General features: G+C 46.5%; 2 protein-coding genes. Both read left to right on the top strand.

What is annotated here, in order from left to right; translation table 11 throughout:
* Positions 1 to 21: 21 nt before the first annotated feature.
* Complete coding sequence (gene ppsB, locus NYE20_RS11195; protein WP_161621613.1) at positions 22 to 7,704, top strand: plipastatin non-ribosomal peptide synthetase PpsB; 7,683 nt, start codon at positions 22 to 24, stop codon at positions 7,702 to 7,704.
* A 16-nt stretch (positions 7,705 to 7,720) separates the two neighbouring features.
* On the top strand, positions 7,721 to 15,388 hold the full coding sequence (gene ppsC, locus NYE20_RS11190; RefSeq protein WP_161621612.1) for a plipastatin non-ribosomal peptide synthetase PpsC: 7,668 nt from the start codon (positions 7,721 to 7,723) through the stop codon (positions 15,386 to 15,388).
* The last annotated feature ends 1 nt before the right edge of the window (position 15,389 follow it).

Here is a 15,389-nt window from a genome sequence, read left to right as displayed (position 1 = left end):
TTGAAAAGGTGTGTGGAATTGATGGCACAATCGGCACAAATTCAAGATATTTATCCGTTATCGCACATGCAGGAAGGAATGCTGTTTCATTCACTAATGGATTTCAGCTCGAAAGCATATATCGAACAGACCTCGTTTACGATCACAGGGAATCTATGCGTCGACTCGTTTCAAAAGAGCTTAAACCTTCTTGTTTCTAGATATGATATTTTCAGAACGATTTTCATTAAAGAAGTACCAGATCTTACAGGTCCGCAGCAGGTAGTCTTATCAAACCGGGAATTGACAGTATATAGAGAAGATATTTCTCGCCTGGCTGATCAAGAACAGCAGGCGCTGATTGATGCTTTTATGACTAAGGATCGGGAAAAAGGATTTGATTTGCAAAAAGATCCTTTAATGCGTCTTGCCCTTTTTGATAGAGGAGACAGCCAATATACATGTGTCTGGACACATCACCATATCATCATGGATGGGTGGTGTCTCGGCATTATTCTTAAAGAGTTTTTCAGCATGTATGATTCGCTCAAAAATAACTCACCTGTACAGCTTGGCAGCACGGTGCCGTACAGCCGTTATATTGAATGGCTCGGAGAACAAGATCAAGAAGAGACTGCTGCCTACTGGAGCGAATATTTAAAGGAGTACGGCAATACTGCTTCTATTCCCCGAATAAGGCGCCGCACGGCAGAGGGGGATTATAAAGCCGCCCAGGTCAGCTTTTCATTAGCGCCGGATATGGTTGAGAAACTGACAGAGGCTGCCCAAAACTGGGGAGTGACATTAAACACGCTGTTTATGAGTATTTGGGGCGTGCTGCTCCATCGATATAATGCTGCAGATGATGCCGTTTTTGGCTCCGTCATTTCGGGACGCCCGTCAGCGATTGACGGGATTGAATCAATGGTCGGCTTGTTTATCAATACTGTTCCAGTGCGAATCCGATCTGCGGAAGGCATAACGTTTTCTTCGCTGGTCAAAGCCGTACAGGAGGATATTTTATCATCTGAACAGCATGGCTATTATCCGCTTTATGAGATTCAAAACCATAGTCCATTGAAGCAAGGGTTGATCGATCATATTTTTGTTTTTGAAAATTACCCTGTACAGCTTCATCAGGCATTAAGCGTGGAGAGTGAAAATGACGAAGGCGCTCTGAAGCTGAGTGACATTTCAATGTCGGAACAAACCAATTACGACTTTAATATCGTTATCGTTCCGGGAGAATCATTTTATATCAAATTCAGCTACAACGCAGACGTTTACGAGCGGGAGGAGATGCTGAGGATTCAGGGGCATCTAAAGCAAGCACTGGATTGCATTTTGACAAATCCCGATGTTGCCGTCAGTGACATCAATATCGTGCCGCCGGAGGAGCAACAGGTTATCCAATCGTTTAACGAAACTGAGCGTCCTTATGTGAACAAAACGATACCCCAATTGTTCGAGGAACAAGCCCGCAAAACACCTGAAGCGGCAGCATTAAAAATGGGAGACGAGCGCTGGACCTATCGCCAATTAAATATAAGAGCCAATCAGATTGCGCACGCCCTGATAGAAAAAGGCGTTGGATCTGGAGATATCGTTGCTGTAATGATGGGCCGGTCAATGGAAATGCCTGCAGCTCTGCTTGGGATTTGGAAAGCAGGCGGCGCTTATATGCCGCTTGATCCACATTTTCCAGCAGAACGTCTTTCTTTCCTGCTGAAGGACAGTCAAGCGGCTCAATTGCTGATAGAAGAAGACCTTATTTCTTTGATCCCTCCGTCCTATGAAGGAAATACGATAACGATAGAACATACAGAAAGTTACCAAACAGAAGCGCCAAATATGCCGCCAGGTGACCTAGCCTACTTGATCTATACGTCGGGAACGACGGGGCGCCCTAAAGGGGTTTTAGTTGATCATCACGGTATTGCCAATACATTGCAATGGAGACGGGAAGAGTATGGCATGACCGAACAGGATATATCCCTCCATTTGTTTTCGTACGTGTTTGACGGCTGTGTAACGAGCTTATTTACCCCGCTTTTATCTGGTGCGTGCGTACTGCTGACAACAGATGACGAAGCGAAGGATGTGCTGGCCCTTAAGCGAAAAATAGCTCGTTATAAGGTCAGCCACATGATCATTGTTCCTTCCCTGTACAGGGTGTTATTGGAAGTGATGACTGCTGACGATGCAAAAAGTCTTCGTATTGTGACATTTGCGGGTGAAGCGGTCACGCCTGATCTGCTTGAGTTGAGTCAAATGATTTGTCCTTCTGCAGAACTGGCAAATGAATACGGGCCCACAGAAAACAGTGTGGCAACAACAATATTGCGGCATCTGAATGAAAAAGAGAGGATTACGATCGGACACCCGATCAGAAACACAAAAGTATTTGTTTTGCACGGAAATCAAATGCAGCCGATCGGCGCGGCGGGTGAACTGTGTATTTCCGGCGCGGGTCTTGCGAAAGGATACTACAAACAGCAAGAGCTGACACAGAAAGCATTCTCTGATCATCCATTCCTTGAAGGGGAGCGTTTATACCGAACAGGTGATGCAGGCCGCTTCTTGCCTGATGGAACGATTGAATATATTGGACGTTTTGATGATCAAGTAAAAATTAGGGGTTACCGTATTGAACTGAGAGAGATTGAAACAGTTCTTCGACAAGCACCGGGGGTAAAGGAAGCCGCGGTACTGGCCCGTGATGTTTCTGCTGAGGAAAAGGAGCTTGTTGCTTATATCGTTCCAGAAAAGGGAAACAGCCTCCCAGACTTGTATCAGCATCTTGCCGGGACATTGCCGTCCTATATGATCCCAGCAAGTATTATCAACATCAGCCGGATGCCATTAACATCCAGCGGCAAGCTTGACAGGTTTGCGCTTCCTGAACCAGAAAACAATACGAGTGTCACATATATGGCGCCCCGAACCTTAATCGAAGCTGATCTCGCACATATATGGGAGGATGTGCTGAATAAACAGCACATCGGCATTCGTGATGATTTCTTTCAGTTAGGCGGACAGTCCTTAAAAGCGGCCGCACTGGTATCAAGAATACATAAAAAGCTTAATGTCGAGCTGCCGCTCAGTGAGGTGTTTTCTTATCCGACGGTTGAAAGCATGGCGGGCAAATTGATGAGCTTAAAAGAACACGCTTTTACACAGATTGAACCTGCGGATCAAAGAGATGTCTATCCGCTGTCTTTCTCGCAAAAACGATTATATGCTCTTCACCAGCTGGCAGATGACAGCACAGGTTATAACATGCCAGCTGTACTTGAATTACGCGGAAGTCTGAATCGCCAGCGGTTGAGAAGCGTTCTCACAGAACTTGTGAATCGGCATGAAGCATTACGGACTGTTTTTGTGCTTGACAGAGACGAGCCTGTGCAGATCATTTACTCAGAGATGGCTTTTGATCTAAAAGAGCTTGAAATGGAATCAGAACAAATGCTTGAGTCTGCAATCGAGACCTTTATCAAACCGTTTGATCTATCATCCGGTCCGCTTTTTAGAGCATGTGTCATTACAATGGGCAATAATCGCGGCTTTTTGCTGCTCGATATGCACCATATTATTGCCGACGGTGTCTCGATGAGCACTCTTGTCCAAGAATTTACTGACTTATATTGCGGAAAAGAGTTGCCAGCTTTAAACCTGCATTATAAGGATTTTGCTGTTTGGCAGCAAGAGAAGCACCCGAAAGAGCTATACAAAAAACAGGAGGCCTACTGGCTTGGTCAGCTTGGCGGGAGTCTTCCTACACTAGAATTACCGCTTGATAAAACAAGGCCGCGTCTCCCTGATTTCAGCGGTGGAACAATTGAAGTCAACATTGATAAAGACACGGCTGATGAACTGCACCGTTTAATGGCTGAAACGGGAACAACATTGTATATGATTCTTCTGGCTGTCTATTCTATTTTGTTATCTAAGCTAAGCGGGCAAGAGGATATTGTTGTCGGTTCGCCTGCTGCCGGAAGACCGCACGCTGATCTGGAGCGCGTCATCGGGATGTTCGTCAATACATTGGCGATGCGCAGCAAGCCCGAGGGCCACAAAACGTTCAGCTCCTATTTGCAGGACATTCGCCACCTGGCTCTGACCGCTTACGAGCATCAGGATTATCCTTTTGAGGAGCTGGCAGATAAGCTCGATACAAATCGAGAGATAAATCGCAACCCGCTGTTCGATGCGATGCTTGTGCTTCAAAGCAGTGAAGATTTCCGGTTCGAAGTGCCTGGTCTGTCGATTTCGTCTGTCACTCCTAAACATGATATATCTAAATTCGATTTAACATTACACGCTGAGGAGCATCCGAGTGGAATACGCTGCCGTTTTGAATACAGCACTGCTCTTTTTGAAGAAGAAACCATTACGCAGTGGGCATCCTATTTTATTGAATTGGTGAAAGGGGTAACGGCGGATACCGAGATGAGAATTTCGGACATGCAATTGCTTCCTGCTGCAGAGCGTAGGTTGCTCCTTGAAAAAATGGGACAGTATGCGGCTTATCCGAGAAATGAAAACATAGTAAGCTTATTTGAAAAGCAAGCCGCTAAATATCCAGAGCATATCGCAGTGGTGTGCGGCCATTCTCAGCTTACGTATGGAGACCTGAATGAAAAAACCGAGCGGGCAGCTGCTATGCTGATCAAACAAGGGGTGAGAACTGGCGATATCGTCGGTCTGATGCTCGATCGGTCACCTGATATGATCATTGGCGTTTTATCGATTTTAAAAGCTGGCGGGGCCTATTTGCCGATTGATCCTGAATATCCCAAAGAGCGTATTAGCTTTATGCTCAATGACAGCGGAGCAAAACGGCTGCTGACAGAGCGCGGTCAAAACAAACCTGCAGACTACACCGGGCATATTTTGTATATCGATGAATGTGAAAACGACTCAATTCCGGCTGATGTAAACATTCAAGAAATAGTAACAGATCAGCCCGCATACGTGATATACACATCTGGAACGACTGGCCAGCCAAAGGGAGTCATTGTCGAGCACCGCAATGTGATCAGTCTCTTGAAGCATCAAAACCTGCCTTTTGAATTTAACCATGAAGACATCTGGACGTTATTTCATTCTTATTGCTTTGATTTCTCTGTATGGGAGATGTTCGGTGCGTTATTGAACGGAAGTACATTAGTCGTGGTCTCTAAAGAAACAGCCCGTGACCCCCATGCATTCCGTTTATTATTAAAAAAAGAGCGCGTCACTGTACTCAATCAGACCCCGACTGCTTTTTACGGCTTGATGCTTGAAGATCAAAATCATACAGATCATTTAAACATCCGCTACGTGATTTTTGGCGGCGAAGCCTTACAGCCCGGCATGCTTCAAAGCTGGAATAAAAAATATCCTCATACTGATTTGATTAATATGTACGGTATTACAGAAACAACGGTCCATGTAACATTCAAAAAATTGTCCGCAGCAGACATTGCAAAAAATAAAAGCAATATCGGACGGCCGCTTTCAACTCTGCAGGCTTATGTGATGGATGCTCATATGAATCTGCAGCCGATCGGAGTTCCAGGGGAGCTGTATATAGGCGGCGAAGGTGTGGCACGGGGATATCACAACAGAGATGAGCTGACCGCTAACCGTTTTGTATCCAATCCTTATCTTCCGGGAGACAGATTATACCGAACAGGAGATCTTGCTAAGCGCCTGTCAAATGGCGAGCTGGAATACTTAGGCCGCATTGATGAGCAGGTGAAAGTCAGAGGGCACCGTATTGAGTTAGGCGAAATCCAAGCGGCACTTCTTCAGTATCCAATGATTAAAGAGGCGGCTGTCATTACCAGAGCAGACGAGCGAGGGCAAACAGCTATATATGCATATATGGTGATAAAAGATCAACAGGCTGCGAATATATCAGACATCCGGGCTTCCCTAAAAAACGCCTTGCCTGACTTTATGCTGCCTGCCCGTATGATACAAATTGACAGCATCCCGGTGACTGTTAATGGAAAGCTCGATCAGAAAGCCCTGCCAGAGCCTGAAAAACACGCTTATACAGCTGATGATATCAGTCCTAGAAATGAGATTGAAACGGTGATGGCTGAAATTTGGGAGGAGCTTCTTAATGTAGATGATCTGGGTGTAAGCGCCAATTTCTTTGAGCTTGGCGGAGACTCTATTAAAGCGCTGCAGGTTTGTGCCAGACTGAAGCAGCGCGGATTTGAAACGACAGTACGTGAGATGTTTGAACATCAGACTCTTGGTGAACTGTCCGCCCGGGTTCGGAAAGACGTACGCGTCATTGACCAAGGCCCGGTCGAAGGCGAGATTACTTGGACACCTATCCAGCAGTGGTTTTTCTCGCAATCTCTGGAAAGCCATCATTTTAACCAGTCCGTTATGATCTACCGGGCTGAACAATTTGATGAGGCTGCGCTTAGAAAAGTACTAAAAAGCCTTGTGACTCATCATGATGCACTGAGAATCGTATGCCGGCATGAAGATGGCAGGCACGTGCAGATAAACAGAGGGATAGATCTTTCAGATGAGGAGCTATATGCACTTGAACTGTTTGATGTAAAGGATAGCCTAACAGAAGCACGGTACACGATTGAGGAAGCAGCCAGCCGGATGCAAGAACATATTCGTTTGGAAACCGGCCCCTTACTTCACGCTGGATTGTTTAGAACCGAGAATGGTGACCATTTATTTCTGACGATTCATCACTTAGTTGTTGATGCGGTTTCCTGGCGCATTTTGTTCGAGGATTTTTCAGCTGCTTACAAACAGGCAGTCTCAGGAAAATCTATTAAACTGCCGCAAAAAACAGATTCATATTTAACGTATTCACAAAGAATAGTTGACTACTCTAAAAGCCGCCAGGTGCAGCGCGAAGCAGCGTACTGGGATGAGTGCGAGAGCCGTCACATCCAGCCTATTCCAAAAGACAATGACGCAGCATATAACACATTCAAAGATACAGAAGTGATTGATTTTGAGCTATCTCGCCATCACACAGAATTACTACTAACGGCTGCACATAAAGCTTACAGCACGGAGATGAATGATATCCTTCTGACAGCTTTAGGTCTTGCTTTGCAGAAATGGACGGGAAATAACCAATTTAAAATCAGCATGGAGGGCCACGGAAGGGAATCATATCTTGAGGACATCGATATTAGCAGAACTGTTGGCTGGTTCACCTCTATTTATCCTGTGTGGCTTGATATGAGAGATTCCGATCATAAGGACAAAGAAGAGCGGCTGGGCCACCTTATTAAACAGACAAAAGATATGCTGCACCGTATACCGCATAAAGGCGCGGGCTACGGCGTGCTGAAATATATCAGCAAAAGATGGGGCTCTGAGAAAAACAGCACAGAAATCAGCTTTAATTATTTAGGCCAGTTTGATCAGGATATTCAATCAAATGCCTTTGAGGTGTCTGACATCAAGCCAGGAAATGAGATCAGCCCGAACTGGGAGCGTCCTTATGCACTGGATATCAGCGGCGCCGTTTCTTCGGGGTGCCTGAACATGCACATCATCTATAACAGACATCAATTTGAGGAAGAAACCATTCAAACATTTGCCGGGCATTTTAAACAGACTCTGGAAAATATCATTGAGCATTGTACGGGCAAAGAAAACCGAGAGTGGAGCGCATCTGATTTCACTGATGAAGACTTAACGCTTGATGAATTGAGTGAGATCATGGGAGCCGTCAACAAACTATAGGAGAGGAGATTCACTGATGCCGCAGCAACCTGAAATACAGGATATATACCCTTTGTCATTTATGCAGGAAGGGATGCTTTTTCACTCATTGTATGATGAGCAGTCGAGAGCTTATTTTGAACAGGCTTCTTTTACGATCAATGGACAGCTTGACTTGGAGCGTTTCCAGAAAAGTATGGATGCTGTTTTTGACAGGTACGATATCTTTCGAACAGCATTCATCTATAAAAATGTAGCCAAACCTCGTCAAGTCGTGCTCAAGCAACGTCATTGCCCTGTTTATGTTGAAGATATTTCTCACCTCAATGAAAAAGATAAAGAACATTGTACAGAGGCATTCAAAGAACAGGACAAATCAAAAGGCTTTGATCTCCAAACGGATGTATTGATGAGAATATCTATTTTAAAATGGGCGCCTGATCATTATGTCTGTATCTGGAGCCACCATCATATTTTAATGGATGGCTGGTGTTTAGGCATCGTCATTAAAGACTTTCTCCATATTTATCAAGCGCTTGGAAAAGGGCAGTTTCCTGATTTGCCTCCCGTACAGCCGTACGGGACGTATATTACATGGCTGATGCAGCAAGACCGGGAAGAAGCAGCTGAGTATTGGAAAAAGAGGCTTCAGCATTTCGAAAAAGCTTCACCTCTGCCTAAAAGAACAGATCAAATGTCGGATGGGACATTACAGCAGATCACGTTTACCATTCCTGAAAAAGAAACCTCCGAATTACAGAAAATCGCTGCAGCATGTGGTGCGACACTTAACACTGTTTTCCAAGCTTTATGGGGAATCATGCTCCAAAAGTTCAATCGCCGCGACGATGCTGTATTCGGATCAGTTATATCAGGCAGACCTTCTGAGCTAAAAGATGTGGAAAACATGGTCGGACTTTTTATCAATACCATTCCTATTCGAGTCCAAAGTGATTTTCTGTCTTTTTCTGACCTAGTCAGCGGAATGCAAAAGGACATGACTGAAGCAGAAGCGTATAGTTACTTCCCTTTATATGACATTCAGGCGCAGAGCGCTCTTAAACAAGAGCTGATTGATCATATTATCGTCTTTGAAAATACACCTACTCAACAAGAGATTGAAGAGCTGAATCAAGCTGGATCATTTGATTTCTCCGTGAAAGATTTTGAGATGGAAGAGGTAACTAATTATAGATGCAGTGTCAAAGTGATCCCAGGGCGTACTTTGTACGTTCGGATTCATTTTCATACAGGCACTTATCAACCAAATATGATGTCCGAAATAAAAGATTATTTACAGCACTTGATCTCTGACGTCATCTCTGATCCATCTCTTCCTGTGTCAAAGATGACATTGCTAGATGAGGACAAAACACGGAAAATCGTTTCTCAAAATAACAGGACAGTATCTGTTTCACCTGAAGCCCCAACCCTGCATGGGCTGTTTGAACGACAGGCGGCAGTCACACCGGAGCGGCCAGCTATCCGATTTTCCGGCGGTTCGCTGACATACACTGAGCTTGACATGTACGCCAACCGGCTGGCTGCGCACCTTGCGGCACGCGGCGTCACAAACGAAAGTATCGTCGGTATCCTGTCTGAACGCTCACCTGACATGCTGATCGCTGTCCTTGCTGTATTGAAGGCCGGAGGGGCGTATTTGCCGCTTGATCCTGCGTATCCAAAGGAGCGGCTGAGCTACATGCTGAAAGACAGCGGGGCATCGCTCTTGCTGACACAGCCGGGATGCTCCGCACCGAGCTTTTCTGGAGAGACGCTTGAAGTTGACATGACATCTCTTGATCGTGAAGAAGTAAAACGTTATGTGTCTGCTTCTGTTAGCGACGGATCTCTCGCCTATGTCATCTATACATCGGGCTCTACCGGGCAGCCGAAAGGAGTGGCCGTTGAGCACCGCCAGGCTGTTTCTTTTCTGACCGGCATGCAGCACCAGTTTCCGCTTTCAGAAGATGACATCGTCATGGTGAAAACCTCTTTTTCCTTTGATGCGTCTGTGTGGCAGCTGTTTTGGTGGGCTCTTTCCGGTGCTTCGGCGTATCTGCTTCCGCCCGGCTGGGAAAAAGACTCCGCATTGATCGTAAAAGCCATTCATCAGGAAAACGTGACAACGGCTCATTTTATTCCGGCTATGCTGAACAGCTTTCTAGATCAAGCGGAAATGTTAGCGCTCGGTGACGGGGCAAACCTAAAGCGTGTATTCGCCGGAGGTGAACCGCTTGCGCCGCGTACGGCAGCCCGTTTTGCTTCTATCTTGCCGCAGGTATCATTAATCCATGGCTACGGGCCGACAGAAGCAACGGTAGACGCGGCATTTTACGTGTTGGACCCAGAACGGGACAGGGACCGTTTGCGGATTCCGATTGGGAAGCCCGTACCCGGTGCGCGTTTGTATGTTTTAGATCCACATTTAGCCGTACAGCCTTCTGGTGTCGCCGGCGAACTGTACATTGCCGGAGCGGGTGTTGCCAGAGGTTATTTGAATCGGCCGGCATTAACGGAGGAGCGTTTTCTTAAGGACCCGTTTTACCCGGGTGAACGCATGTACAAAACCGGGGATGTGGCGCGCTGGCTCCCTGACGGGAATGTTGAATTCCTCGGGCGCACGGATGATCAGGTGAAAATCCGCGGCTACCGGATTGAGCCGGAAGAAATTGAAGCGGCACTAAGAAGCATAGAAGGCGTAAGGGAGGCGGCCGTTACCGTACGGACAGACAGCGGCGAGCCGGAATTATGCGCTTATGTAGAAGGGCTCCAAAGAAACGAAGTGCGGGCACAGCTTGAGAGACTGTTGCCGGGCTACATGATCCCAGCCTATATGATAGAGATGGAACAGTGGCCTGTTACGCCAAGCGGAAAGCTCGACCGAAACGCCCTGCCAGCTCCTGGCGGAGCGGCAAATGCGGAGACCTACACAGCGCCGAGAAACGTGACTGAGATGAAGCTTTCTCAGCTGTGGGAGGACGTGCTGAAAAATGGCCCTGTCGGGATTCACGACAACTTTTTTGACCGCGGGGGGCATTCCTTAAAAGCAACGGCGCTTGTCTCACGGATCGCCAAAGAATTCGATGTACAGGTGCCGCTAAAAGATGTGTTTGCCCATCCGACAGTCGAAGGGCTGGCTACCGTTATCCGTGAAGGAACGGACAGTCCATATGAAGCGATTAAGCCCGCTGAAAAACAGGAAACCTATCCGGTTTCCTCTGCCCAAAAGCGGATTTATGTCCTTCAGCAGCTGGAGGACGGAGGGACAGGCTACAATATGCCAGCTGTGTTAGAGCTCGAAGGGAAGCTCAACCCTGAAAGGATGGACAGAGCTTTCAAAGAGCTGATCAAGCGCCACGAGTCGCTTCGGACCTCCTTCGAACAGGACGCAGGAGGCGATCCGGTGCAGCGCATCCATGACGAGGTGCCGTTTACGTTACAGACTACAGTTCTCGGCGAACGAACCGAAGAGGAGGCCGCAGCCGCATTTATCAAACCGTTTGATCTCAGCCAAGCGCCGCTGTTCCGTGCCCAAATCGTAAAGGTATCAGATGAGCGGCACCTGTTGCTGGTGGATATGCATCACATCATTTCAGACGGTGTTTCCGTCAACATTCTGATTCGGGAATTCGGCGAGCTGTACAATAATCGGAAGCTTCCGGCACTGCGCATTCAATATAAAGATTATGCCGTATGGCAAGAAGGATTTAAAACAGGAGACGCGTACAAAACGCAGGAGGCGTACTGGCTGAAGCAGCTCGAGGGCGAGCTGCCTGTGCTGGATCTTCCGGCTGATCATGCCCGCCCGCCGGTGCGAAGCTTCGCGGGTGACAAGGTCTCATTTACGCTGGAACCAGAGGTTGCATCAGGCCTTCACAAGCTGGCACGAGAAAACGGAAGCACACTGTACATGGTGCTCCTTGCGGCTTACACCGCGTTCTTGTCACGCTTAAGCGGACAGGAGGATATCATCGTCGGCTCGCCAATTGCCGGCCGTCCGCACAAGGATCTTGAGCCGATACTCGGCATGTTTGTGAACACGCTGGCGCTTCGGACACGCCCGGAGGGCGGGAAGCCATTCGTACAGTATTTGCAGGAAGTGCGTGAGACAGCATTGGAAGCCTTTGAGCACCAGGATTACCCGTTCGAAGAGCTTGTTGATAAGCTTGAATTGACACGGGATATGAGCAGAAATCCGCTGTTTGACGTAATGTTTGTTCTTCAAAACATGGATCAGGAATCGTTGGAACTGGATGAACTTTGTCTCAAACCTGCAGCAAACAATGGGCATCAAACGTCCAAATTTGATTTAACCCTATATGCCCAGGAACAGCCCCACGGTTTGCTGACGTTCCAAATGGAGTTTAGTACTGACTTATATAAGAAAAAAACGATAGAAAAGTGGCTTCAATACTTCATCAATATGTTACTCTCCATCATCAAAGACAACAAAGCCGCTCTCGGAACAATAAATATCCTGAATGAGGATGAGACCCATTACCTTATCCACGAGCTCAATCGTACAAAAATAGATTATCCAAGAAATGAAACCATCAGCAGACTCTTTGAAATGCAGGCTGAACAAACGCCTAATGCTGTAGCAATTGTCAGCGACACCCAAGTATTCACTTACGAGGACCTGAACAGCTGGGCAAATCAAATTGCCTCAGTTCTACAGATTAAGGGTGTAGGGCCTGATAGTGTTGTAGCCTTGTTGACAGGCAGAACACCAGAACTCATTGCAGGAATGCTGGGCATTCTGAAAGCCGGGGGAGCCTATCTGCCTATTGCTTCTGATCTGCCTGTTGAACGAATAGCTTATATGCTGTCAGACAGCGGGACGGCATTACTCCTTCAATCTGAAAAAACAGAAAAACAGCTATTAGACATTGAATGTGAACAAATCATAATCGAAGATATTCAAAAGCAAGGAAAAACGAAGAACGTTGATTCTTCAGCAGGGCCACATTCACTTGCATATATCATTTATACCTCTGGATCAACCGGTAAACCAAAGGGTGTCATGATTGAGCAGCGAAGTGTAATTCGTCTTGTTAAAAACAGCAATTATATTACATTTACACCTGAAGACCGCCTTCTTATGACATCATCAATCGGTTTCGACGTTGGGTCATTTGAAATTTTCGGACCGCTGCTAAATGGTGCCGCTTTGCATCTGTCCGATCAACAAACATTTCTCGATTCCCATCAGCTTAAGAGGTACATAGAACATCAAGGAATCACAACGATTTGGCTGACATCTTCTCTATTCAATCATTTGACAGAACAAAATGAACAAACATTTTCACAGCTGAAACATTTGATTATAGGCGGAGAAGCTTTGTCGCCGAGCCACGTCAATCGAATCAGAAATGTCTGCCCTGAAGTATCTATATGGAATGGATATGGCCCTACCGAAAATACAACTTTTTCGACATGCCTTCACATTCAAAAAACATATGAACTTTCCATTCCGATCGGGCGGCCGGTTGGTAATTCCACCGCTTATATCTTAAATCAATGGGGAGTGCTGCAGCCGGTCGGAGCTGTCGGTGAACTTTGTGTCGGCGGAGATGGCGTCGCCAGAGGATATTTGGGCCGTCCTGATCTAACGAAAGAGAAATTTGTCCCAAATCCATTTGCACCTGGCGATCGACTGTATCGCACAGGTGATCTGGCGCGCTGGCTTCCTGATGGCACAATTGAGTACGTTGGGCGTATTGATGATCAAGTAAAAGTCAGAGGCTATCGGGTGGAGCTGGGTGAAATCGAATCAGCACTTCGTCAAATAGACGGGGTCAAAGAAGCCGCAGTGTTAGCACGTACAGCCCAGACCGGGAGCAAAGAGCTGTTTGGCTATATCAGCGTAAAAGCAGGCACGAATGCTGAACAAGTACGTTCACTTCTCGCGCGTTCGCTGCCAAACTATATGATCCCGGCGTACATTATTGAAATGGAGACTCTCCCGCTCACATCAAACGGCAAATTGAACCGAAAAGCACTTCCTGAACCAAATTTCACATCTAAACAAACGTACGCTCCACCTCGAAATGACCTTGAAGACCAACTTGTGTTGATCTGGCAGGAAGTTCTCGGCATCCAGAGGATCGGAATAGAGGATTCGTTTTTTGAATTGGGCGGAGATTCAATCAAAGCCCTTCAAGTTTCTGCACGCCTTGGGCGCTATGGACTAAGCTTGCAGGTAAGTGATTTATTCCGTCATCCAAAGATAAAGGACTTATCACCATTTATCCGTAAGTCAGAGAGAATCATAGAGCAAGGACCCGTTCAGGGAGACGTTCCTTGGACGCCTGTTCAGCAATGGTTTTTTTCACAAGATATTGAAGAAAGACACCATTTCAATCAGTCTGTCATGCTATTCCATTCTGGACGTTTATCTGAAAACGCCATTAGACCAGCCTTGAAAAAACTGGCGGAGCATCATGATGCGCTTCGGATGGTTTATCGCAACGATGATAGGCGATGGATTCAAATCAACCAAGGCATTCATGAGTCACAGCTATACAGCTTAAGAACCTCTGATCTTTCACAGTCAGAAAGCGGCTGGGAGACGAAAATCAAACAAGAAGTTGCAGATCTTCAGCAAAGCATCAATTTGCAGGAAGGACCATTGTTGCACGCCGCTTTGTTTAAAACACTGACCGGAGATTACTTGTTCCTTGCGATCCATCACCTTGTCGTTGATGGTGTCTCATGGCGGATTTTGCTGGAGGATTTGTCAGCCGGATATCAACAAGCTGCTGCAGGCCAGACGATCCAGCTTCCACCTAAAACGGATTCCTACCAGGAATACGCAAGACGCATACAGGAATATGCCCAAAGCAGTAAGCTGATTCGCGAAGAGGCGTATTGGCGAAGTGTAGAAGAACAGCAAGCCGCAGAACTGCCATATGAAATACCGCATCATGTGAACATCGACTTCAGCAAAAGGGACTCATTAAGCTTTTCACTGACTGAAGCAGACACCGCCGTCTTGCTGCAAAACGTCAATCACGCCTATGGCACAGATACACAAGATATTCTGTTAACCGCAGCATCCTTGGCGATTTGTGAATGGACAGGAGGAAGCAAGCTCCGTATCGCTATGGAAGGACACGGGAGAGAACACATTCTGCCAGAGTTAGATATCAGCAGGACGGTCGGCTGGTTTACATCCATGTACCCGGCCCTCATAAGCTTTGAAAATCATAGGGATGAGCTCGGAACCTCAGTAAAAACCGTTAAAGATACACTGGGCCGGATACCAAACAAAGGGGTAGGTTACGGTATGCTGAAATACCTTACACATCCTGAAAATAAAAGCATTACGTTTTCAAAAACACCTGAAATCAGCTTTAACTATTTGGGCCAGTTCAACGACATCGAAAGACAGGACACCTTCCGTCCATCAAGCCTTGGAAGCGGAAAGGATATCACTCATACATGGAAGCGTGAGCAAATCATTGAGATGAGTGCAATGGCAGCAGACAAAAAGCTCCATTTCAATCTTAGTTATCCGCCAGCCCGCTTTCATAGAAACACAATGGAGCAGCTTATTAACAGGATTGAACACTTTTTGCTGGACATTATGAAACACTGCGCCGGTCAACAGAAAGCAGAAAAGACACTGAGCGATTTCAGCAGTCAATCATTAACGGCAGAGGACTTGGACAGCATATCCAGCTTGGTGGAAGAATTGTAGA

It is taken from the genome of Bacillus sp. FSL R5-0416 (assembly GCF_037975425.1).
GTDB lineage: Bacteria > Bacillota > Bacilli > Bacillales > Bacillaceae > Bacillus > Bacillus subtilis.
This window is presented reverse-complemented; position numbering and strand designations above follow the sequence as displayed.

Coding starts and splice junctions, on each gene's coding strand:
- ppsC (WP_161621612.1), top strand. CDS start 7,721: ATGCCGCAGCAACCTGAAATACAGGATATATACCCTTTGTCATTTATG.
- ppsB (WP_161621613.1), top strand. CDS start 22: ATGGCACAATCGGCACAAATTCAAGATATTTATCCGTTATCGCACATG.